General features: G+C 64.2%; 21 protein-coding genes. 10 read left to right on the top strand and 11 right to left on the bottom strand.

Annotated features, from left to right (window positions below; all coding sequences use genetic code 11):
- The first annotated feature begins 8 nt into the window (after nt 1–8).
- Nucleotides 9–956 carry a prolyl aminopeptidase gene (gene pip, locus B2585_RS17970; protein WP_292025314.1) on the top strand — a complete coding sequence of 316 codons (948 nt, stop codon included), beginning with the start codon at nt 9–11 and terminating at the stop codon, nt 954–956.
- Between the two features lie 82 nt (nt 957–1038).
- On the opposite strand, the gene B2585_RS17965 is transcribed toward pip, so the two are convergent.
- On the bottom strand, nt 1039–1824 hold the full coding sequence (locus B2585_RS17965) for a PaaX family transcriptional regulator C-terminal domain-containing protein (protein ID WP_292025313.1): 786 nt from the start codon (nt 1822–1824) through the stop codon (nt 1039–1041).
- Nucleotides 1825–1855: 31 nt separating this feature from the next.
- The gene (gene paaZ, locus B2585_RS17960) at nt 1856–3886 is read right to left on the bottom strand and encodes a phenylacetic acid degradation bifunctional protein PaaZ (RefSeq protein ID WP_292025312.1); all 2031 of its coding nucleotides are present in this window, start codon (nt 3884–3886) and stop codon (nt 1856–1858) included.
- A 107-nt stretch (nt 3887–3993) separates the two neighbouring features.
- Here paaZ and paaG point away from each other — a divergent pair, with 107 nt between their 5' ends.
- Genes paaG through B2585_RS17940 form a run of 4 tightly spaced genes read left to right on the top strand, consistent with a single transcriptional unit; the run spans nt 3994 to nt 7122 of the window.
- Nucleotides 3994–4785, top strand: coding sequence for a 2-(1,2-epoxy-1,2-dihydrophenyl)acetyl-CoA isomerase PaaG (gene paaG / locus B2585_RS17955; RefSeq protein ID WP_292025311.1), 792 nt, complete (start codon nt 3994–3996; stop codon nt 4783–4785).
- Nucleotides 4782–5216 (top strand): hydroxyphenylacetyl-CoA thioesterase PaaI, encoded by a 435-nt coding sequence (paaI, locus tag B2585_RS17950; RefSeq protein ID WP_292025310.1) that lies wholly within the window; start codon nt 4782–4784, stop codon nt 5214–5216. Before paaG ends, paaI begins: the two co-directional genes overlap by 4 nt.
- Nucleotides 5213–6523: a phenylacetate--CoA ligase PaaK gene (gene paaK / locus B2585_RS17945; RefSeq protein WP_292025309.1), complete on the top strand. Its 1311-nt coding sequence runs from the start codon at nt 5213–5215 to the stop codon at nt 6521–6523. The genes paaI and paaK overlap by 4 nt, the downstream gene beginning before the upstream one ends.
- Complete coding sequence (locus tag B2585_RS17940; protein WP_292025308.1) at nt 6523–7122, top strand: TetR/AcrR family transcriptional regulator; 600 nt, start codon at nt 6523–6525, stop codon at nt 7120–7122. Before paaK ends, B2585_RS17940 begins: the two co-directional genes overlap by 1 nt.
- Nucleotides 7123–7131: 9 nt before the next feature.
- Here the strand turns inward: B2585_RS17940 and B2585_RS17935 are convergent, their stop codons facing one another.
- The 9 genes from B2585_RS17935 to B2585_RS17895 form a co-directional block, all read right to left on the bottom strand.
- Nucleotides 7132–7893, bottom strand: a complete 762-nt coding sequence (locus B2585_RS17935; protein ID WP_292025307.1) for a Phenylacetic acid catabolic protein — start codon at nt 7891–7893, stop codon at nt 7132–7134.
- Nucleotides 7883–8953: a 2Fe-2S iron-sulfur cluster-binding protein gene (locus tag B2585_RS17930; protein WP_292025306.1), complete on the bottom strand. Its 1071-nt coding sequence runs from the start codon at nt 8951–8953 to the stop codon at nt 7883–7885. Before B2585_RS17930 ends, B2585_RS17935 begins: the two co-directional genes overlap by 11 nt.
- A 10-nt stretch (nt 8954–8963) precedes the next feature.
- Nucleotides 8964–9425 carry a 1,2-phenylacetyl-CoA epoxidase subunit PaaD gene (gene paaD, locus B2585_RS17925; protein ID WP_292025305.1) on the bottom strand — a complete coding sequence of 154 codons (462 nt, stop codon included), beginning with the start codon at nt 9423–9425 and terminating at the stop codon, nt 8964–8966.
- A 4-nt stretch (nt 9426–9429) separates the two neighbouring features.
- Entirely contained in the window at nt 9430–10197 is a 768-nt protein-coding gene (gene paaC / locus B2585_RS17920; RefSeq protein WP_292025304.1) for a 1,2-phenylacetyl-CoA epoxidase subunit PaaC, read from the bottom strand.
- Entirely contained in the window at nt 10197–10481 is a 285-nt protein-coding gene (gene paaB, locus B2585_RS17915) for a 1,2-phenylacetyl-CoA epoxidase subunit PaaB (protein WP_292025303.1), read from the bottom strand. Before paaB ends, paaC begins: the two co-directional genes overlap by 1 nt.
- An 11-nt stretch (nt 10482–10492) precedes the next feature.
- Nucleotides 10493–11485, bottom strand: coding sequence for a 1,2-phenylacetyl-CoA epoxidase subunit PaaA (gene paaA, locus B2585_RS17910; protein ID WP_292025302.1), 993 nt, complete (start codon nt 11483–11485; stop codon nt 10493–10495).
- A gap of 24 nt (nt 11486–11509) precedes the next feature.
- Nucleotides 11510–12715, bottom strand: coding sequence for a 3-oxoadipyl-CoA thiolase (pcaF, locus tag B2585_RS17905; RefSeq protein ID WP_292025301.1), 1206 nt, complete (start codon nt 12713–12715; stop codon nt 11510–11512).
- 185 nt (nt 12716–12900) lie between these two features.
- Complete coding sequence (locus tag B2585_RS17900) at nt 12901–14124, bottom strand: M20 family metallo-hydrolase (RefSeq protein ID WP_292025300.1); 1224 nt, start codon at nt 14122–14124, stop codon at nt 12901–12903.
- On the bottom strand, nt 14117–14779 hold the full coding sequence (locus tag B2585_RS17895; RefSeq protein ID WP_292025299.1) for a DUF1028 domain-containing protein: 663 nt from the start codon (nt 14777–14779) through the stop codon (nt 14117–14119). Before B2585_RS17895 ends, B2585_RS17900 begins: the two co-directional genes overlap by 8 nt.
- 117 nt (nt 14780–14896) lie before the next feature.
- Between B2585_RS17895 and B2585_RS17890 the strand changes: the two genes are divergently transcribed.
- From B2585_RS17890 to B2585_RS17870, 5 genes are all read left to right on the top strand, one after another.
- Nucleotides 14897–16483, top strand: a complete 1587-nt coding sequence (locus B2585_RS17890; protein WP_292025298.1) for an ABC transporter substrate-binding protein — start codon at nt 14897–14899, stop codon at nt 16481–16483.
- Nucleotides 16484–16630: 147 nt separating this feature from the next.
- A complete protein-coding gene (locus B2585_RS17885; protein ID WP_292025297.1) occupies nt 16631–17578 on the top strand; it encodes an ABC transporter permease in 948 nt (315 codons plus the stop codon).
- Nucleotides 17575–19440, top strand: coding sequence for a dipeptide/oligopeptide/nickel ABC transporter permease/ATP-binding protein (locus B2585_RS17880; RefSeq protein ID WP_292025296.1), 1866 nt, complete (start codon nt 17575–17577; stop codon nt 19438–19440). Before B2585_RS17885 ends, B2585_RS17880 begins: the two co-directional genes overlap by 4 nt.
- The gene (locus B2585_RS17875) at nt 19437–20396 is read left to right on the top strand and encodes an ABC transporter ATP-binding protein (protein ID WP_292025295.1); all 960 of its coding nucleotides are present in this window, start codon (nt 19437–19439) and stop codon (nt 20394–20396) included. Before B2585_RS17880 ends, B2585_RS17875 begins: the two co-directional genes overlap by 4 nt.
- The gene (locus tag B2585_RS17870; protein WP_292025294.1) at nt 20365–21132 is read left to right on the top strand and encodes a FadR/GntR family transcriptional regulator; all 768 of its coding nucleotides are present in this window, start codon (nt 20365–20367) and stop codon (nt 21130–21132) included. The genes B2585_RS17875 and B2585_RS17870 overlap by 32 nt, the downstream gene beginning before the upstream one ends.
- Nucleotides 21133–21151: the final 19 nt, after the last annotated feature.

The raw sequence follows: 21151 nt of genomic DNA, 5'->3' as shown, positions 1-21151 counted from the left end.
CTCGCCCGATGAAATGGCTCACCGATGACTTTCTTCCTGTAGGCGACGGGCACGAGATCTGCGTTCGTTCGACCGGCAATCCCAAAGGCGTGCCGGTCGTCTATCTCCACGGCGGCCCTGGAAGTGGCGTGCAGGAGGCGCAGTTGCGGCTCTTCGACCCTAAGACATTCCACCTCATCGCGTTCGATCAGCGCGGGGCGGGGTTGAGCCGCCCGAAAGGCGGGCGCGAATCCAACACCACGGATCATCTCGTGACCGACATGGAAAAGATCCGTACACACTTCGGCCTCGAGCGCTGGATGATCGTCGGCGGCTCGTGGGGCGCAACGCTGGCGCTTGCCTACGCTGTAGCTCATCCGGAGCGTGTGACGGGAATTGTCCTGCGCGCTGTGTTCCTCGGCACCCGCGCTGAACTCGACCGGGCGTTCCTCGCACATCTGCCGACGTTCTATCCCTCGCTTTTTGAGGACTTCCTCGGTCTGCTCACTGCGGACGAGCGCGCAGCGCCACTCGAGTCCTACTGGGCCCGCATCCTGTCGGATGACTCCGAGATGCATTTGCCCGCCGCCCGTGCATGGGGTGAGACGGAGCGGTCGCTGTCAGTACTCAGCCCCTCCAACCCGTGTCTGGACCTGTCGGCGCTTGCGCGACCGGGTGCGCCGGTGCCGTCATCGCCGTTCATGGAGGCGCATTACTTCAGCCACGACTGCTTTCTGCGCGTGCCGCTGATGGAACGAGCTGCACGGCTTTCGGGCATTCCGGGACGCATCGTGCAGGGGCGCTATGACCTTCTGTGTCCGCCCGCCAACGCGCACGCGCTCGCCGAAGCCTGGCCTGACGCGTCGGTGGACGTCGTGGACGCGGCCGGCCACGATCTCGGCCATCCGCCTATCTGGAAAGCGGTGGAGGCCGCTGTGTCTGAGCTGGGAAAGCAGATCGCCAAGGCGCGCGCCTAATGCTTCGAAGGAAAATGTTAATCTTCAGTGACTTGCCGGGATTCTTTCATTAATTGGATCGCATGCGTACCAACTGCGAAATTCACACAGCGGTCGCCCCGATTGCCGTTCTCAATTCGTCCATTGTGGGACGTGGGTAGCGGCTCAATACGTCCGAGATCGCGGACCGTGCGCGGGCGCCGGGCCACCCGGGACCGAGCAGCACGTCCGGCAGGTCACCGTGGCGCAGGCGCAGGCGGCGCCAGTGGTGAAAGGACAGCAAGCGGATCACGGTCGCTTGCAGCACTCCGTCAGGGGCTGGCCCCAGTCCGGTGAGCGCCGCCGTCAGCCCCTCGTACTCTCCGAGCGCCTTGGGCGAGATCACGACTTCTGAAACCCAGTCTGGCGCCGTGCTCGCATCCAGCGGCGCGACTAATGCGCCTTCGGGCAAGTCAGCGCGCGGCCCGGCTGTCAGGCCGGCGCGCGGACTGGGAAAGACCGTATCGTCCGGCATTGTCTCGGCGAATGAGGGTGTCGACATCGCCGGGTCGGGCAGCACCAGATAGGCAACGCGTCCCGCAACCGACTCTGTGCCATATATCAGCGGACGCACTGCCTCGCTTCTTGCGCGCCCTTCAGATGTAAGCGCATAAGAAGAGACACGCCCGTCGCGCTCGGCCTCGATCCATCCGTCACGTTTCAGGCGATGGAGCGCAACGCGAAGCGCCTGATTGTTGATTCCCATTTCCTCGACCAGTCGGGTCAGAACCGGACCTTCGATCCTGTCCGTCGGTGCGCGGCACAGATCGCCCATGATCGTCATGACGACGGACCAGACCTTGAGAGGGCCGAAGGCGATCAGCCGGTCGATTGGCGCGGTTTGGTTCATGGGGCGAGGCTACCCCCGCCCCGAGGGGGCCTCAATAGGCGTTCATCGTCAGCAGTTCGTATTGCGCAACGGGGGCATCATCCTGATTGAGGATCATCACATGCCAACGCACCTCGCCGTATTCATCCGTGCGCCGGGTCTTTTTCTTTACCGTAAGCCGGACGTGGATCGAGTCGCCCGCCGGCACCGGCTGCATGAAACGCAGGTTGTCGAGGCCGGTGTTGGCCAGCACGGGCCCTTCGTCCGGATCGACGAACAGCCCGGCGGCGAAACTCAGGAGCAGGTAGCCATGCGCCACGCGGCCCGGGAAAAACGGGTTCCGCTTGGCCGCATCGTCGTCCATGTGCGCATAGAACGTGTCGCCGGTGAAGTCTGCGAAATGCTCAATATCCTCCAGCGTGACCTCGCGCTGCTCGGTCGTGATCGTCTCGCCAATCTCGAGCTCGGTGAAGGTGCGGGTGAAGGGGTGCGCGGGCGCGGGCCGGGGGTTGGACCCCGGTACGAACTCCTGGCCGATGGCCTGGATCATCTCCGGCGACCCCTGGATTGCGGTGCGCTGCATGAAGTGCTTCACGCCGCGCACACCGCCCATCTCTTCGCCGCCCCCCGCGCGGCCCGGTCCGCCGTGGATCATGTGGGGCAGGGGCGCACCGTGCCCTGTGCTCTCTTTCATCGAGGTGCGGTTATTAATGTAGATGCGGCCATGATAGGCGCCAGCGCCGAGCGCGACTTGCCGCGCTGTCGCCGGGTCGTTCGAAATGAGTGAGACGACAAGCGACCCTTGGCCGCGGTTGGCCAGGTCGATCGCGTGGTCGAGGTCTCGGTAGCCCATGATGGTGGACACCGGCCCGAAGGCCTCGGTCTCGTGAACCTTTGTTGCGCGGTCCGGCTCGGCGCAATGATAGAGCATAGGAGGCAGGAAAGCGCCCTTGTCGCGGTCGGCGCCCACAACCTCGAAGTTGTCCGGATCGCCGATAACCCGCTCGGCCTCCGTGCCGAGGACGGCGATTTTATCCAGCACATCCGCACGTTGGCCGGTTGAGACGAGCGCGCCCATCCGGGTGCCTTCCGCCGCCGGGTCTCCAATCACGGTCTTCGCCAACCGCTCGCGCAGGGCGTCGATCACCGCCTCCACATGAGTCTCCGGCGCAATAATGCGGCGGATCGCGGTGCATTTCTGGCCTGCCTTCACCGTCATCTCGCGCTGCACTTCCTTGACGAACAGGTCGAATTCCGGCGTGCCGGGTTCGGCGTCCGGAGCAAGGATCGACGCGTTCAGGCTGTCGGCCTCTGCCGTAAATCGCACGGCGTTGGCGAGGATCGCGCGGGTGGAGCGTAACTGGAGCGCGGTGTCCGCCGACCCGGTGAAACTCACCGAATCCTGGCAGGTCAGCCGGTCAAGCAAGTCGCCGGTTCCACCTGCCACGAACTGCACCGCGCCCTCGGGCAACAGCCCGGACTCCAGCATCAGCCTGACGCAATGCTCGGTCACATAGCTTGTCGCGGTCGCTGGTTTGACGATGGCCGGAACCCCGGCGAGCAAGGTCGGGGCGAGTTTTTCCAGCATCCCCCAGACAGGGAAATTATAGGCGTTGATATGCACGGCCACGCCCCGCATCGGCGTGTAGATGTGCTGACCGAGGAAGGTTCCGTTGCGCGAGAATTGCTCCACGTCGCCGTCCAGCAGAACGTGCCCGTCCGGCAATTCCCGTCGGCCCTTGGAGGCGAAGACGAAGAGCGTGCCGATGCCGCCGTCGATGTCGAACCCGTGGTCGCCTTGCGTGGCGCCGGTGGCGAAAGAAATGTCGTAGAGCGCCTGCTTGTGCTCGCTCAGGTATTGCCCGAGCGCCTTGAGCATCTTTGCGCGTTCATGGAATGTCATCTTGCGCAGGGCGGGGCCGCCGACGGTGTGGGCGTGGTCGAGCATGGCCTGCACGTCGAGGCTGTCGTTGCCTGCGGTCGCGATCACCTCTCCCGTCACGGCGCTTGCGATGTTGCGTGCGCCTGCGCCGGGTTTCACCCAGTCGCCAGCGGCGTAGCTGGACACATCCATGAGCGTCATGGTCATCCTCCCTTTCTGTGTCGGTCCGCCCGAGTCGCGGTCAAGATCATTATTGACCGTCCGGTCGGTTTAAGCAAGGATAACGCCGAACAGAGGGGGAGGAGTCGATGAGCGATACCGTGCGCGTGGACCGGCAGGACGGAAGGGTGGAAATCACTCTGAACCGCCCGGACCGGCTCAACAGCTTCAACGAAGAAATGCACTTGGCCCTGCGCGCCGCACTCGAGGATGCTGCAAGTGACGGGACGCGGGCCGTGCTGCTCACAGGGGCCGGCAAGGGGTTTTGCGCCGGGCAGGACCTTGGCGACCGCGACCCGCGAAAGACCGACAAGATCGATCTCGGCCACACCGTGCGCACCTTCTGGGCCCCGCTGGTGCGCCAGATCCGCGCGCTTGAGATGCCGGTCGTCTGTGCCGTGAACGGTGTCGCCGCGGGGGCGGGGTCTTCGCTCGCGCTCGCCTGCGACATGGTCATCGCGTCGGAAAAGGCCAAGTTCATCCAGAGCTTCGCGAATGTCGGGCTGATCCCGGATACAGGCGGCTCATTCTCGCTCACCAACCTCGTCGGGCCTGCCCGGGCGCGCGGTCTCGCCCTCACTGCCGAGCCGCTGACGGGCGAGACGGCCGAGGCCTGGGGCCTGATCTGGAAATGCCTGCCCGAAGACGCGTACCTTGACGCCGCACGCGACCAGGTCGCGAAATTCGCCAAGGGACCGACCTTCGGTTACGCCCAGACGAAAAAGGCAATTCAGGCCGCCGAGACCAACACGATGAACGCGCAGCTCGACTTGGAGGCGCAGCTCATGTTCGAATGCGGCAACTCGCCGGATTACGCCGAGGGCGTCGGGGCTTTCCTCGACAAACGCAAACCGCAATTCACCGGGGAGAAGCCCGAATGACGCCGAAAGAACGCGCCGAAAAGGCATGTTGGGCCATGTGGGACAACGACCAGTCGTCCAAGTGGTTCGGGATGGAGCTTGGCGATGTGGACGAAGGGCGTGCAACCATGACGCTCAAGGTTCTGCCGCACCACTGCAACGGTCACGCGATCTGCCACGGCGGGGTGATTTTCGCGCTGGCTGACAGCACGTTCGCCTTCGCTTGCAACAGCCGAAACCAGAGCACGGTGGCCCAGCACAACATGATCTCGTTCCTCGCACCGGGGAAAGAAGGCGACGTGCTGACGGCCGTGGCGGAGGAGACTTATATCAAGGGCCGCTCCGGCATCTACGACATCCACGTCACCAATCAGGACGGCAGCCGCATTGCCGAGATGCGCGGCATGTCCCGCGCCATTCCCGGCACGCTTTTCGAGGAGGAAACCGAATGAAAGACCTCACCCCCGACCGCGCGACGCTTGACCCGATCGAGATCGCCTCGATCGACGAGATCCGCGCGCTGCAACTCGACCGACTGAAATGGTCTGTGCGCCATGCTTACGACAACGTGCCGATGTACAAGCAGCGGTTCGACGCGGCGGGGGTTCATCCGGACGACCTGCAGCAGCTGTCGGACCTCGCGAAGTTCCCCTTCACCTATAAGACGGACCTACGCGACAACTACCCCTTTGGTCTTTTCGCGGTCCCGCGCGAACAGATCCGGCGCATCCATGCCTCCTCCGGCACGACCGGCAAACCGACGGTGGTGGGCTACACGGAAAACGACCTGAACAATTGGGCCAACCTCGTCGCGCGTTCGATGCGCGCATCGGGGACGCGTTCGGGTGACATCGTGCATGTGGCCTATGGCTACGGGCTATTCACTGGCGGCCTTGGCGCACATTACGGGGCCGAGCGGCTGGGCGCGACCGTGGTTCCGATATCCGGCGGGATGACCGAGCGGCAGGTAACGCTGATCCAAGACTTCAAGCCGACCACGATCATGGTCACCCCGTCCTACATGCTCAACATTCTGGAACAATTCCACAAGGCTGGGCTGGACCCGCGCGACTCGTCGCTCGAAGTGGGCATCTTCGGCGCCGAGCCGTGGACGGACTCGATGCGCAGGGAGGTCGAGGACGCCTTCGACATGCACGCTGTCGACATCTATGGCCTGTCCGAAATCATGGGGCCGGGGGTTGCGAACGAATGTGTCGAGACCAAAGACGGCCCCGTGATCTGGGAAGATCACTTCTTGCCGGAAATCATCCACCCGGAAACGGGCGAGGTTCTGCCGGATGGCGAAATCGGTGAACTGGTCTTCACAACCCTCACTAAAGAGGGTCTGCCGATGATCCGCTACCGCACCCGCGACCTGACCCGGCTTCTGCCCGGAACGGCGCGGTCGATGCGGCGGATGGAGAAGATCACCGGGCGCTCGGACGACATGATCATCTTGCGCGGCGTCAACGTCTTCCCGACCCAGATCGAGGAGCAGGTGCTGGCGACGGGCGGCATCTCCCCGCACTTCCAGATCGAGCTCTACAAGTCCGGCCGGATGGACGGGATGCGAGTCTATGTCGAGGCGTCGGAGGACTCTACTGACGAGGCGTCGAAAACGGCTGCCGCACGGATGCTCACCAAGCGGATCAAGGACGTCGTGGGCGTGTCCACCGAGATCATCGTGGGCGCACCCGGTGAGGTGGAGCGCAGTCAGGGCAAGGCTCAGCGGGTCGTGGACAACCGGGGGAAGGGCTGATGGCAGCCCGTTCGATCGCCCGTGACCATGATGAAAAGCGCGCCCAGATCCTTGCGGCGGCGGCGCGCGTTTTCGCGACCGAAGGGTATGACCGCTCGTCCATGACGCGGCTTGCCGATGAGGTCGGCATTTCCAAGGCCAACATCTATCACTACTACCCGTCGAAGGAGGCGCTGCTCTACGACATCCTCGACAGCCACCTGCGGTCGCTGCGCGACATGGTACTCAGTCTCGATCTGACGGGATTGACGGCGGAGGAACAGCTTCGCGCGGTCGTTCGGGCGATCATGCTCGCCTATGAAGGCTACGACTACAAACACCGTATCCAGATGAACGAAATGGCGCTTCTGCCGGACGATCAGCAGCGCGAACTGCGCGGGCTCCAGCGCGATCTGGTGCGGTTCCTGTCGGACCTCCTCACGCGTCTCGCGCCCGACCGGCTCGGAGGCGACCCGGCCAAGCAACGCTCGGCGACCATGGCCGTGTTCGGAATGCTGAACTGGTATTTCACATGGGCGCGCGGTGCCGGACCGGCGGATCGTGAGGACTATTCGGCGGTCGTCGCCGACATGGTACTGGGCGGGGTGAAGTCGGTCTGAAGCCAGCTCTTAGGCTGTCCTCAGCCCCAGTTCCGCCAGGATAGGACGCATACGTTCCATCCAGTCTGACTTCAGCGCGGTGTTCTCGATGTGCCGCAGACCCATCGCCTTGAGCTGTTCCAACCGACCGGCATCTCCGATCCCGAAACTGACAGCCACGCGCGGCATCCAGTAGTCGACGGACGGCTGCAATTCGGCGGTCTCAAGGGCCAGGACGCGAGCGCCCTCAACGGCCAGCGCAGCATGGTGCTCTTCGATCTTGAGGATGTCTCTGAACGCCTCGGCCAGCGGTTGATAGCTCACCTGCCGCAGTTCTTCGAGTTGGACACACACCGCCGTGCCCATGAGCAGGTTCATCACCACGGAATCCGCCCAGCTTGTGAAGGGATAGTTGAAGACGGCGAGCCGCATGTCATGCTCGATCCGGGTCGCACCAATGTCGGCGCTCCGCTCCAGTCGCGTGTCCCACGGGTGCTGGCGAACGTAGCGGTCGGTGTCCGCGCCGAATTCGCCCATCAGGGTCAGCACCCGGTCGGCATTGGCAAGCTTTTCGGCCACGATCCGTGCCGCAGCGCCTCGCGCCTTGATCCCCGGCGCGCTGTTGATCATATCCGCAAACCCGGCTGCGCCCGCGAGGTTGGAATCCACGAAAGTCGCCATGATTTTCAGCAACTCCGCCCGGTAGCGCGGCGGCACGTTGCCGGGGGAAGTGAGCCGACCGCCTTGGGCGAGATAGTCGGAAAGGGTCATTTCCGCGAAATCACTGGTCATAGTCCACCACCACCTTGTCGGTCACGGGAAAGCTCTGGCAGGACAGGACATAGCCCTTCTCTACCTCGTAGTCTTCGAGCGCGTGGTTCGTCACCATCTCGACCTCGCCCTCCAGAACGCGGCAGCGGCAGGTGGAGCAAACCCCCGCCTTGCAAGCATAAGGCGCGTCGAGGTTCTCGGCCCGCGCCGCGTCCAGTACGGACAGTTGTTTCGAGGCCGCAACGGTGCGCGTTGCCCCGTCCAGCGTGACCACGATCTGTGCTTCGTTCGCGGTCTTGCCCGCTTCCTTCGAAATCACGCGCTTTGCGAGGCGACCGGGTTGGGCCGACGCGAATAGCTCGAACTTGATCTGGTCCTCGGCCATTCCGGCGGCCTTCAGACCGGCGGCGATGCCCAGCATCATCGGCTCAGGCCCACAGATGAACGCCGTGTCGGTCGCGTCGGTGTCGAGGAAACCCGAGCGGAAAAGCTGGCCCACCTTTTCCTCGGTGACGAGGCCAGTGAACAAGTCGATCTCTTGCGCGTCGGTTTCGAGGATGTGGATGACCGAAAGCCGACCCATGTAGGTGTTTTTCAGATCCTCCAGTTCCTCGCGAAACATGATGGAGGCCACGCCCTTGTTCGCGTAGACCAACGTGAAGGTCGAACGCGGCTCGCGCGCCAGTGTCGTCTTGAGGATGGACAGGACCGGCGTGATGCCCGAACCGCCCGCGAAGCCGAGGTAGTTCTTACCTGCATCCGGCTCCAATTCCGTGAAGAACCGGCCCATCGGGGGCATCGCTTCCAGCGTGTCGCCCACTTTAAGCTCTTCGTTGGCGAAGGTCGAAAATGCCCCGCCGTCGACCCTCTTGATTCCGACCTGAAGCTTGCCTTCATCGGTGCCCGCGCAGATCGAATAGGAGCGGCGCAGTTCCTCCCCGTCGAAGTCGCGGCGGAACGTCAGGTATTGGCCTTGCGTGAAGGCGAAAGCCTCGGGTTCCGACGGTTTCAGCGTGACGACGACCGCATCGCGGATCGTCTTGTGAATGTCGGTGACTTCGAGTTCGTGGAAGCGAGCCATCCGCTCCTCCTCAGATGCACTTGAAATAGTCGAAAGGCTCGAGGCAGTCGTTACACCGCCATTGTGCCTTGCAGGGGGTCGAGCCGAACTGGCTCAGCTTTTCGACACGGGCCGAGCCGCATTGCGGGCATTTCTCGGGTCCGCCCGCAGGTTGCGGCGGCGCGATGCCATAGGCTTCGAGCTTTTCGCGGCCCCGTTGGCTCATCCAGTCGGTCGTCCAGGCGGGGGAGAGCTGACGCTTCAGTTCGATCCGCTCAAGCCCGTGTTCGCGCAGCGCCGTCTCGATCTCCATGTTGATGAGTGACGTAGCCGGGCAGCCGGAATAGGTGGGCGTGACGGTCACGATACAGGTGTCGCCCTCCCAGCCCACGTCCCGAATGATGCCCAGATCGGTCAGCGTGATCGCCGGGATTTCGGGGTCGGGAATGGAGTCGAGCCAGTCCCAGACCTGATCTGTCGACGGATGGGACATGACCTCACCAAGCCTGACCCGGGTAAGCCCGTTGCAGCCACTGCATCTGGGTCAGGATATGGCCCAGATGCTCGGTGTGCATCTTGCCGTCCTTGCCCGATCCGCGATGCCCGAAATGCGCCACGGGCACCTCGAGCGTCGCCTCGGCCAGCACGGCGCGCACTTCGGTGTCCCATGCGTCCTGCAGCGATTTGGGATGCGGGATTACGCCGGCCTCGGCCATCGCGTCGTCCACCTCGTCGGTGATGAAAAGCTCCTGCGCATAGGGCCACAGGATGTTCAGCGCGTCCTGCATCCGGCGGTGGCTTTCCTCGGTCCCGTCACCCAGCCCGATCACGGTGCCTTCGGAGCGTTCGACGTGATAGCTGGCCTCTTTCGCGGCCTTCTCGGCAATGTCGGCAATGCGCTGATCGGTGGACTGCGTCAGCGCCGTGAGGTTCAGGCGGTTGAACACGTCGAACAGGTACTGCCGCATGATCGTCTGCCCGAAATCGCCGTTTGGCAGTTCGACCAGCAGGACGTTCCGGAAATCCCACGCATCGCGCAGAAACGCCAGATCATCCGCCGAGCGGCCCTTGCCCTCGACTTCGCCCGCGTATTCCAGCCAGAGGTTCGTCTGCCCCAGCAGGTCGAGCGCGGTGTTGGCGAGCGCGATGTCCTCTTCCAGCACGGGCGCATGGCCGCACCATTCGCTGACACGGTGTCCGAGGATAAGCGTATTGTCTCCGAGCCGCAGAAGCGCCTCGAACTTAGGGTCGGCTGCCTTGGTCATCACATGTGCCCTATTTCGTCCGGGATGTCGTAGAAGGTCGGGTGACGGTAGATCTTGCTCTCACTGGGTTCGAAGATCGGGCCTTTGTCACCCGGCGCGGTGGCCGTGATGTGCTTGGCCTCGACCACCCAGATCGACACGCCTTCGTTGCGGCGCGTGTAGACGTCGCGCGCGTTCTTCACGGCGGTTTCCGCGTCGGGGGCGTGCAAGCTGCCGACGTGACGGTGGCTCAGGCCATGCTGGCCGCGAATGAAGATTTCCCACAGGGGCCATTCTTTGCTCATGTCGCTCGTCCTTATTCCGCAGCCACTTTGCGCGCCGCGCGTTTCTCTGCATGGGCCAGCAGACCGTCGCGCACCCAGGCACCGTCGTCCCAGGCCTTGCGGCGGGCTTCCAGACGGTCGTTGTTCACGGGGCCCGCGCCCTTCAGCACGTCGAAGAACTCGTCCCAGTCGGGTTCGGCGAAGTCGTAACCGCCCTTTTCCTCGTTCCACGCGAGCGTCTCGTCGGGAACGGTGAGGCCGAGGTATTCGGCCTGCGGCACGGTCTGGTCGACGAATTTCTGGCGCAGCTCGTCGTTGGTGTTGATCTTGATCTTCCACGCCATCGACTGCTCGGAATGGACCGAGTTCGCGTCGGACGGCCCGAACATCATCAGCGACGGATACCAGAAGCGGTTGAGCGCATCCTGCGCCATGCGGCGCTGCGCCTCGGACCCTTTGGCCATGCGCATCATGATGTCGTAGCCCTGCCGCTGGTGAAAGCTCTCTTCCTTGCAGATACGCACCATCGCGCGGGCATAGGGGCCATAGGAGGTGCGCTGGAGCGGCACCTGGTTCATGATCGCCGCCCCATCGACCAGCCAGCCGACCGCGCCGATATCGGCCCATGTCAGCGTTGGGTAGTTGAAGATCGACGAATACTTCATCTTGCCGGACAGAAGCTGCTCGGTCATGTCGTCGCGGCTGATGCCCAGCGTCTCGGCGGCGCAATAGAGGTAGAGGCCATGGCCCGCCTCGTCCTGCACCTTGGCGAGCAGGATCATCTTGCGCTCCAGCGTGGGGGCGCGAGTGATCCAGTTGCCCTCGGGCAGCTGACCGACGATCTCGGAATGTGCGTGCTGGCCGATCTGACGGATCAACGTCTTCTTGTAGCCCTCGGGCATCCAGTCGCGCGGTTCGATGCGAATGTCCGCATCGACCTTTTCTTGGAATTCGCGCTCCACCGGGTCCATTTCGTCCAGCGATTTAACGCCTTGGCCCGTGGATTTGACCATTTGAGCATACATGTCGTCGGTCCTCCTCTTTGCGGGTCAAACCCGCTCGATAATCATCGCTGTGCCTTGGCCCACGCCCACGCACATCGTGCACAGGGCATAACGCCCGCCGCGACGCTTGAGTTCATAGGCCGCCGTCAGCACCAGCCGCGCCCCGGACATGCCAAGCGGGTGGCCGATGGCGATGGCGCCGCCATTGGGGTTCACCCGGTCGTCGTCATCCGCGACACCCAGTTCCCGCAGGGTTGCGAGACCTTGCGAGGCGAAGGCTTCGTTCAATTCTATCACATCCATGTCGTCCATGGTGAGCCCGGTCTTCGCGAGCACTTTGCGCGTCGCCGGCACCGGGCCGATCCCCATGACGCGCGGCTCGACACCTGCGGCCTGCATCGACACGACGCGGGCGAGGGGGGTGAGGCCGTGGGCTTTCGCACCGGCCTCCGACGCCATCAGGATCGCGGCAGCCCCATCGTTCACGCCCGAGGCATTGCCTGCGGTGACGCTCAGGTCCGGGCCATTCACTCCCTTGAGCTTGGCGAGCTGTTCGACCCCGGTGCCGGGACGCGGATGCTCGTCCGTGTCAACGACGACCGGATCGCCCTTGCGCTGCGGCACGGACACCGGCGTGATCTCATCGGCAAAGCGTCCGGCCTCGTGGGCGGCGGCCCAGCGGGCCTGCGAACGGGCGGCAAAGGCGTCCTGATCTTCGCGATTGATCTGGTAGTCCTGCGCCACGTTGTCGGCGGTTTCAGGCATCGAATGGGTGCCGTGCTCGGCATGCATTTTCTTGTTCACGAAGCGCCAGCCGATGGTGGTGTCATAGACCGCGTTCTGGCGCGCAAAGGCGCTCGTCGCCTTGGGCATCACGAAGGGCGCGCGGCTCATGCTTTCCACGCCACCCGCGATGGCGAGGTCATAGTCGCCCGCCTTGAGGCCCCGCGACGCCATGCCCACGGCATCCATACCGCTCGCGCACAGGCGGTTCACGGTGGTGCCCGGCACGTCGGTCGGCAGACCCGCGAGCAGCGCGGCCATACGCGCCACGTTGCGGTTGTCTTCGCCCGCCTGGTTCGCGTCGCCATAGATGACGTCGTCCAGCTTGGCCCAATCCACCTGCGGGTTGCGCGCCATGAGCGCGGCGATCGGGATCGCGGCGAGGTCGTCGGTGCGCACCGAGGACAGGGCGCCGCCATAGCGGCCAATCGGGGTGCGCTGTGCGTCACAGATGAAAGCGTCTGACATTGATCCTCCCAGATCCAACAAGATTTGCCGACCGCACGGTCGAAATAGGAGGTTGCACGATTCGATTCAAGGAAAAATGTTACTGAAATGTTGATTACTTGGAAAACGTGTAACGCATTATCTCGCATGCGGCTGCGATGGCGTGGAAGTTCTGAAAAACAAGGTGGGCGCGAGCGCCTGTCGCCTTAGACCGTAGCTCGGGACGCCAGCAGGGCCGCCATGGCTTCGACGGCGCGGCCCATATCCGCCGCGCTTGCATGTTCCTCGGGCACATGGCTGACGCCGCCCCGGCATCGCACGAATAGCATCGCGATCGGGCAGAGGTCAGCCATGGCCGATGCGTCATGCGTCGCGCCCGAGGCGAGCTCGACCCCCGCGCCGCCGCCCGCCATCACGGCCTCCACGAGCCCCGCGCGCAGGTCGGGATCGCAGGGCTGGGCAGGTTGGGCGTAAGTGCGGGCCATGTCGAGGTCGAGCGACCATCGCCCCGCGATCTCCCGGGCCTTGCGTGTCAGCAAATCCCCTGCCGCCTCCCGCTGCCGGTCGTCCGGCGCGCGGATTTCCAGCGTAAGCCGCACCTCGCGGGGAACGGCGTTGACCACATTTGGGGATACATCGAGTTGCCCGACCGTGACGCGCAACTCCGGATCTTCACGACCCAGATGATGCGCCAGAGTGACGAATTCGCTCGCCCCCACCAGCGCGTCGCGCCGCGACCGCATGGGAAGCGTTCCGGCATGGCCGGTTTCGCCCGTAAAAGCGACAGAGTGACGCTCGATCCCGCAGATCGCCGTGACCACGCCGAGCGCTTCGTCGCTGGTTTCCAGGACCGGTCCTTGTTCGATATGGGTTTCGAGATAGCCAATGGCGGCGCCCGGGGCGCGGGCGAGGCCGGTAATATCGGCGGGCGCGAGGCCGAAGCCCTCCATCACGGTATCCAGCCGAGCACCGGACTTGTCGGCCAGTGCGAGCACGGACGGATCGAACGTCCCCGCAAGCGCGCGCGGACCGATCAGCGCGGTCGGGAACCGGACGCCTTCTTCATCGGCAAAGGCCAGCACTTCGAGCGCGAAGGGCAGGGTGTCTCCGTCTTCGGCGAGCTTCTGCACGGCGAGGCAAGCCAGTGCCACGCCCATGATCCCGTCGAACGCCCCGCCATGGCGCACGCTGTCCTGATGCGATCCCATGTAGAAGGTCCCGCTATCCGCCGCGCCGGGCTTGCGCCCGACCAACGTACCCGCCGCATCCAGTTCCGGGGTCAGGCCGGCGGCCTGCATCCAGTCTCGAATCTCGGCCAACGCGGCACGGTGTTCAGGTGTGAAGGGCAGGCGGGTCACGCCCGGTCCGGGTTCCGAGACCTTCGCGATCCGCGCAAGCCGCTCGGCCGCGAGTGCGCCCCAGTCAGTCAAGGATACGTTCCGGGTCATGCAATGTCGGCACCTGCCGCGCCCAGAATGCGTACTCGCCGGACGTCGCGCGGGCGAGCAGATCGGACAGGTCGCCAAGCGGGTCTTCGGAATGGTCGATCCTGAGCGACAGGGGTGCGCGGTCGGGACCGACCACGAGGAGGGCTGCCGAAAACAGCCCCCGCGCGTCGCTGCCGGCGTCCTGAGCCGCCAGAAGTCCGGCCAGAAGTTGTTCGGGAAAGGTCCCTGAGGCCCCGGAAAATCCGTCGACAAGCGCTGGGATCACGCCTTCGGAGGCCAACAGGTTCCCCGCCGCGACGCCACGCTCGAACACTTGATCCGCGATGCGCGGGGAATTGCGCTCGCCAGAGAAAACCGCGCCGGACCCTTCGCGCCCGAGAACGGCCAATTGTCGGAAGGCACGGCCCCGGTCGGCATCGGTAATGCGGCACACCACGTCCTCTGCGCCCTGTCCCTGTGCCAGAGCATCTACGGCTGCCTCGCCCCAGAGCGTGGAAGGAGAGGCCCCCTGACTTGCAGACAGCCCCGCATCCGCGCGTCCGCGCAGCACCCAGCCGCCAACGCAGAGCGACCCGGTCGCAGCACCGCCGCCCATCAGGCCGGTTTCCGGGTCGCGTGCTAGGATGGAAAAAGTCATGTAATCTCCCTGAGTCACCCAATTATCATGAAAAATTGACCGATGCAATTTATCATGATAATTTGAGTCGCAATGACGAAAGAAAATTCGCGAAAAAACCAACCTGGGAGCCTGATTATGACCTTTTCGACCTGGACCCGCCGGGGCCTGTTTGCCGCCGCGGCGAGCGCGGCCCTCGCCACCGGCATGGCCCTTACTCCAACGTCTTCGCTTGCACAGACGCCACCGGGCGTTCTGATTGTCGGACAGATTGCCGAACCCAAGGCGCTCGACCCCGCAGCGGTCACCGCACAGAACGATTTCCGGATCGTGGTGAACCTTTACGAGGGGCTGGTCCAGTATGCCTCCGGCACGCTCGAGGTGGAGCCGAGCTTGGCCGAGAGCTGGGAGGTGTCGGACGACGGCACCGAATACACATTCATGCTGCGTGAAGGCGTGATGTTCCATGACGGCACGCCGTTCAACGCCGAAGCAGTCAAATTCAACTTCGACCGGATGCTTGATGAGGAACATCCCTACCACGACACCGGCCCCTTCCCACTGGCCTTCTTCTTCTCGGCGGTTGAGAACGTGGAAGTCGTGGATGATCTGACCGTGAAATTCACGCTGAACGAGCCCTACGCACCGTTCCTGTCGAACCTTGCCTATCCCACCGGCCTGCTCGTCTCGCCCGCCGCGGTCGAGGCGAATGGCGCCGATTACGGCCGTAACCCGGTCGGCACCGGCCCGTTCCAGTTCGTCGAATGGCGCTCGAACGAGCGCGTCGTGGTCGAACGCTACGCCGATTACTGGGGTGAGCCAGCGGCCAGCGAGGCAGTCGTCTTCCGCCCGATCACCGATGCGAACACCCGGGTGGCCGAGATGCTCTCGGGCGGGATCGACGTGATGGTGGAGGTGCCGCCCACTGCACTGTCCGAGTTCCAGGGCGATGACTACAAGATCCTCGAACAGGCCGGGCCGCACGTCTGGTTCCTGATCCTGAACGCCAAGGAAGGCCCCTTCGCCGACAAGCTGGTGCGGCAGGCCGCGAACTACGCGATCAACAAGGAAGCGCTGGTCAACGACGTGCTCGAAGGTACGGCCGACGTCGCCGCCGGACCGATCCCGCCCGCCTTTGCATGGGCCTACAACGAAGAGCTTGACCCCTATCCCTATGACCCCGACCGCGCCAAGGAATTGCTGGCCGAAGCAGGCGTCGAGAACCCCGAAGTGACCTTCTACGTCACCGAAGGCGGTTCCGGCATGCTCGACCCGATCCCAATGGGCACCGCGATTCAGGCCGACCTGAACGCCGTCGGTTTTGATGTGTCCATCGAGACCTACGAGTGGAACACCTTCTTGGGTGAAGTGAACCCGGGGCTCGAAGGCAAGGCGGACATGGCCGAGATGGCGTGGATGACCAACGACCCGGATACGCTCCCCTTCCTTGCGCTGCGCACGGAGGCGTTCCCGGATCAGGGCGGCTTCAACTCCGGCTATTACTCCAACCCGGAGGTGGACGAGCTCCTGTCACAGGCCCGTGTGTCCACCAGCCAGGACGAGCGCGCCGCGCTTTACAAGGAGATGCAGGCCATCGTTCAGGAGGATGCGCCCTGGGTCTTTGTTGCGAACTGGAAACAGAATGCGGTGACGAAGGACTCGGTCGAGAACCTCACGCTCGAGCCGTCCTTCCTGCTCCAGCTTGAAGACGTCGTGAAGAACTGAAGGGTTTCGGGCCGGTTTGCGCCGGCCCGACCCGCGCGGGGGCTTTGCCATGGTCATGTTTTCCTGCAAACATGACCCACCGCACCCCCGAGGTATTTTCAGACCGAAGACAGCGCGCGCGCGCTTCAGCCCGAGAGCGGGGTGGCCATGGGCAACTACATCCTCAAACGCCTGATCTCAGCGATCCCCGTGTTGCTCGGCATCACGATCATCGTGTTTCTCATCATGGCGATGATCCCGGGTGATCCGGCGACCGCGATCCTCGGCAGCTATGCGACGCCCGAAAACGTGGAGAAGCTGAACCGCGACCTCGGCCTCGATAAGCCACTCGTGGTGCGCTACTTCATCTGGCTCGGCAATCTGCTCACGGGCGATTTCGGACGGTCGTTCAGCCTGAACCGCCCGGTCATCGACGAAATCCTCGAACGGTTCAACGCGACCCTGATCCTTGCGGGCACCGCCTGGGTGCTGTGCGCGATCTTCGGCATCCTCGCCGGTGTCGTCTCGGCCTCGCGCCAGTACGGCTTCGCGGACAAGGCGATTACCTTCGTGGTGCTGATCGGCATTTCGGTCCCGTCCTTCTTCCTCGGCATGATGATGATCCTGTTCTTCGCCGTGAACCTGAAGATCCTGCCCGTCTCGGGCATGTTCGCAATCTACGGGGGCGGGGACCTCCCCGACCTTTTGCGACACCTCGTGATGCCCGCCATCGCGCTCGCCGTCGTCGCAACAGGGGTCGTCGCACGTCTGTCGCGCTCGGCCATGCTGGAGGTGCTGCGGCAGGACTACATCCGCACCGCACGCGCCAAGGGGGTGGGGGAGCGCCGGGTGCTCTACGGTCATGCGCTGCGTGCCGCGATGGTGTCGATCATTCCGGTGCTGGGCATTCAGGCGGGCTTCGTCCTGTCAGGCTCGGTTTTCATCGAGATCGTGTTCCAGTGGCCCGGCGTGGGCCGGATGCTGGTCGATGCGATCCTGACCCGAGACATCCTGCTCGTGCAGGGCGGCGTGGTCTTCGTCGCCGCCTGCTATGTATTCTTCAACATCTGCGTGGACGTGGCCCAGTCGCTCCTCGACCCGAGGATCAAGACATGAACTTCGTGCGCCTGATCTTTCGCAATCGGCTGGCGGCACTCGGCGCGGTCGTCCTTGGCCTGATCCTGCTGTTCGTCATCATCACACCGCTCCTGCCGCTTCAGGACCCGGATGTGACGAACACCGCCGACCGGTTCCTGCCGCCGTTCTCCGAGGGGCACCTGCTGGGCACCGACCACCTCGGGCGGGACCTGCTCGCCCGGCTCCTGTACGGCACGCGCGTGTCACTGGCGGTGGGCATCTTCGCCGCCCTGATCGCGGGCACGATCGGCTCGGCCATCGGCATCGTCGCGGGATATTTCGGCGGGCGCACGGACAATGTCATCATGCGCGGCGTCGACATGCTCATGGCGTTTCCCTACATCCTGCTGGCGCTTGCCATCGTCGCGGCCCTCGGGCCGGGGCTGTTCAACGCGCTCATCGCCGTGGCCGCCGTGAACATCCCGTTTTTCGCGCGCAACATCCGGGGTGTGACCGTCTCGCTGGCAGGGCGCGAGTTCATCGACGCGGCGCGACTGGCCGGCATGGGGCACACCCGGATCATCCTGACCGAGCTACTGCCCAACGTGCTCTCGACCATCGTGATCGCCATGTCCACGACCGTGGGCTGGATGATCCTCGAGACCGCCGGGCTGTCGTTCCTCGGCCTCGGCAGCCAGCCTCCGCAGGCCGACCTGGGCTCGATGCTGGGCGAGGCGCGCTCGCAGCTCATCACCGATCCGCATACCTCCATCATCCCCGGCATCATGATTTTCCTGATCGTCATGTCGATCAACCTCTTGGGCGACGGCGTGCGCGATGCGCTCGACCCACGCCTGCGCTCCGGCGCTCTCACCCGCCCGCGCGCTCAGACGCTGGTGGACCGGGGCGACGATGTGCCGGCAGACGATCAGAAGGGCATCCTGAACCTACAGCGGCTGTCGACGCAGTTCCACGTGGGACCGCGCATCTACAAGGCGGTCAACGAGGTGTCGCTCTTCGTTAAACCCGGCGAATGCGTGGGGGTGATCGGGGAGTCCGGCTCGGGCAAATCCGTAACCGCACTCTCCGTCATGGGCCTCGTCCCGTCGCCGCCGGGCGTCGTGACCGGCGGGGCCGTGCGGTACGAAGGTGAGGACCTGCTGGACATGCCGTTCGAGAAGCTGCGCCAGCACCGGGGCGACAGGGTCGCCTATATCTTTCAGGACCCGCTTTCGACGCTGCACCCGCTCTACAAGGTCGGCGACCAGTTGAAGGAAGCGATCAGCGTCCACCACAAGGTGTCGGACAAGGAGCTCACGAACCGGGCCATCGACCTCCTGAAATCCGTGCGCATTCCCAATGCCGAGAACCGCGTCCGAAACTACCCGCACGAGATGTCGGGCGGCATGCGCCAGCGCGTCGGCATCGCGATGGCGCTCGCGAACGACCCCGAGGTCATCATCGCGGACGAGCCGACGACAGCGCTCGACGTCACCGTTCAGGCCCAGATCCTCGCGCTGCTCGACGATCTGAGGCGCGAGCGGGGCCTCGCCATCGTGTTCATTACGCATGATTTCGGCGTCGTCGCTCAACTCTGCGACCGGGTTGGCGTGATGTATGGCGGCAAGATCGTGGAGGAGGGGTCCACCACCGACATCCTTGACCATCCCGCGCATCCCTACACGAAACGCCTCATGGCCTGCGTGCCGGAACTGGGCGGTGGCAAGCGTGAGCTTGCCGCGATCCCCGGCTTGCCGCCCATCGTGTCGGACCTGCCGCCCGGCTGCGCCTTCGCACCCCGCTGCGACAAGGCGACCGAGGCCTGCAAACAGGGCGAGATCACGCTCGACGGCAGCGCCCACAAGGTGCGCTGCATCCATCCCGAGGAGGAGGTCGCATGACCGCTGCACTCAAGGTCGACAATCTCGCCAAGACGTTTTCCATCTCCGGTGGCCTGTTCGGCGGACAAAAGGCCGGCGTGCGCGCCATCCGCCCGATGTCGTTCGAGGTTCAGACCGGCGAAACCCTTGGCATCGTGGGGGAATCCGGCTGCGGCAAATCCACACTGGCCCGGATGCTGGTGGGACTGCTTGAGCCGACCGAGGGCACCATCGAGATCGAGGGCAAGGCGCTCGACAATGCCGACCCTGCGGCTTTCGGGCGGCTGATCCAGTACATGTTTCAGGACCCGGTCTCCTCGCTCAACCCGCGCAAGACGATCAAGCAGATCATGGAGGCCCCGCTCAAACGGCTCTACGGCATGAACCGGGCTGAGCGGGACGCGCGGATCGACGAGATTTTCGACAGCGTGAACCTGCGGCCTGAATTTCTCGAACGCTATCCGCACGAGTTTTCCGGCGGGCAGGCGCAGCGGATCGGGGTGGCCCGTGCGCTCGCCGCCGCGCCGCGCATCATCATCCTCGACGAACCCGTCTCTGCGCTCGACGTGTCGGTGCAGGCGCAGGTGCTCAACCTGCTCCGGCGGCTGAAGGACGAGTTCAACCTGACCTATCTCTTCATCTCGCACGACCTCGCGGTGGTCGAGGCCGTGTCCGACAGGATCGTCGTGCTCTATTTCGGCGCGGTGGTGGAGATCGGGCGGGCGGAAGAGGTTTTCTCGAATCCGAAACACCCCTATACCAAGCTTCTCGCGGATTCCGCCCCTGTGGTGGGCCGCCCGCTCAAGGCGCCCGAGCAGAAGGACAGCGAGCTGCCCGATCCGCTGAACCCGCCGCCGGGCTGCGCATTCGCCACGCGCTGCCCGCGGGCGACAGACATCTGCCGGGAGAAAGACCCGGCGCTCGAACCCATGGGAAAAGACCAGTTTGCCGCGTGTTTCCACCCCCTCGAAGGCTGAAGGCCCGAAGCTGAGTCGTCCGGCACAGGTTGCCGAGGCGATCAAGGACTTCATCGTGCGTGAGGGGCTTCAGCCGGGCGACAGGCTGCCCTCGGAGCCGGAATTGATCGAGCGCTTCGGTATGGCCAAAGGGACGATCCGCGAAGCATTGCGGCTGCTCGACGCGCAGGGGCTGGTCAAGTCGCGCACGGGGCCGGGCGGCGGGACTTTCGTTCATGAGGTGTCTCAACAGCGGGCCGAGGCGCTGCTCGCCAACTATTTCTATTTCAAGGATCTGACGATCTCCGACATCTACCAGATCCGGCGTGTGCTCGAACCCGAGCTCGTGGCGGATCTCGCGGGCGCGTTGAGCCCGCGTGTTATGGAGGAGTTGCGTGACATCCTCGCCTCCTACTCCGACCCGGCCACAACGGACGAGGAGGAGCGGGATCAGCATGTCGCAACCTTGCAATTCCACAAGTTGCTGGCGGACCAAAGCGCCAATCCGCTCCTGTCCTTTCTGATCGGCTTCATGCTCACGATCCTCACGGACATCACGGTCTACCGGAAGCTCTACACGCCGATCAACAGGGATCTCTGGGCCCGCGGTCTCGACTACCAGACCCGGTTGCTCGACGCGCTGGAAACCGGCGACAGCGGTGCCGCGCGCGCGATCATGAAGGCGCACATGCAGACTGCGGGGCCACTGATGGAGGGGCAGGAAGCCTTTTCCCTCAAGCGGTTCCTCTCGCACTGACGCATACCGGCCGTTGAAC

The sequence above is a fragment of the Maritimibacter sp. UBA3975 genome (assembly GCF_002384975.1).
In the GTDB taxonomy this organism is placed as follows: Bacteria; Pseudomonadota; Alphaproteobacteria; order Rhodobacterales; family Rhodobacteraceae; genus Maritimibacter.
The sequence above is the reverse complement of the archived record's forward strand: the minus strand, read 5'-3'. Positions and strand labels throughout refer to the sequence as shown.

Coding starts and splice junctions, on each gene's coding strand:
- B2585_RS17965 (WP_292025313.1), bottom strand. CDS start 1,824: ATGAACCAAACCGCGCCAATCGACCGGCTGATCGCCTTCGGCCCTCTC.
- B2585_RS17935 (WP_292025307.1), bottom strand. CDS start 7,893: ATGACCAGTGATTTCGCGGAAATGACCCTTTCCGACTATCTCGCCCAA.
- paaB (WP_292025303.1), bottom strand. CDS start 10,481: ATGAGCAAAGAATGGCCCCTGTGGGAAATCTTCATTCGCGGCCAGCAT.
- paaC (WP_292025304.1), bottom strand. CDS start 10,197: ATGACCAAGGCAGCCGACCCTAAGTTCGAGGCGCTTCTGCGGCTCGGA.
- B2585_RS17890 (WP_292025298.1), top strand. CDS start 14,897: ATGACCTTTTCGACCTGGACCCGCCGGGGCCTGTTTGCCGCCGCGGCG.
- paaZ (WP_292025312.1), bottom strand. CDS start 3,886: ATGACGCTCATGGATGTGTCCAGCTACGCCGCTGGCGACTGGGTGAAA.
- pcaF (WP_292025301.1), bottom strand. CDS start 12,715: ATGTCAGACGCTTTCATCTGTGACGCACAGCGCACCCCGATTGGCCGC.
- paaK (WP_292025309.1), top strand. CDS start 5,213: ATGAAAGACCTCACCCCCGACCGCGCGACGCTTGACCCGATCGAGATC.
- paaI (WP_292025310.1), top strand. CDS start 4,782: ATGACGCCGAAAGAACGCGCCGAAAAGGCATGTTGGGCCATGTGGGAC.
- B2585_RS17885 (WP_292025297.1), top strand. CDS start 16,631: ATGGGCAACTACATCCTCAAACGCCTGATCTCAGCGATCCCCGTGTTG.
- B2585_RS17940 (WP_292025308.1), top strand. CDS start 6,523: ATGGCAGCCCGTTCGATCGCCCGTGACCATGATGAAAAGCGCGCCCAG.
- B2585_RS17895 (WP_292025299.1), bottom strand. CDS start 14,779: ATGACTTTTTCCATCCTAGCACGCGACCCGGAAACCGGCCTGATGGGC.
- B2585_RS17880 (WP_292025296.1), top strand. CDS start 17,575: ATGAACTTCGTGCGCCTGATCTTTCGCAATCGGCTGGCGGCACTCGGC.
- paaG (WP_292025311.1), top strand. CDS start 3,994: ATGAGCGATACCGTGCGCGTGGACCGGCAGGACGGAAGGGTGGAAATC.
- paaA (WP_292025302.1), bottom strand. CDS start 11,485: ATGTATGCTCAAATGGTCAAATCCACGGGCCAAGGCGTTAAATCGCTG.
- B2585_RS17930 (WP_292025306.1), bottom strand. CDS start 8,953: ATGGCTCGCTTCCACGAACTCGAAGTCACCGACATTCACAAGACGATC.
- pip (WP_292025314.1), top strand. CDS start 9: ATGAAATGGCTCACCGATGACTTTCTTCCTGTAGGCGACGGGCACGAG.
- B2585_RS17875 (WP_292025295.1), top strand. CDS start 19,437: ATGACCGCTGCACTCAAGGTCGACAATCTCGCCAAGACGTTTTCCATC.
- paaD (WP_292025305.1), bottom strand. CDS start 9,425: ATGTCCCATCCGTCGACAGATCAGGTCTGGGACTGGCTCGACTCCATT.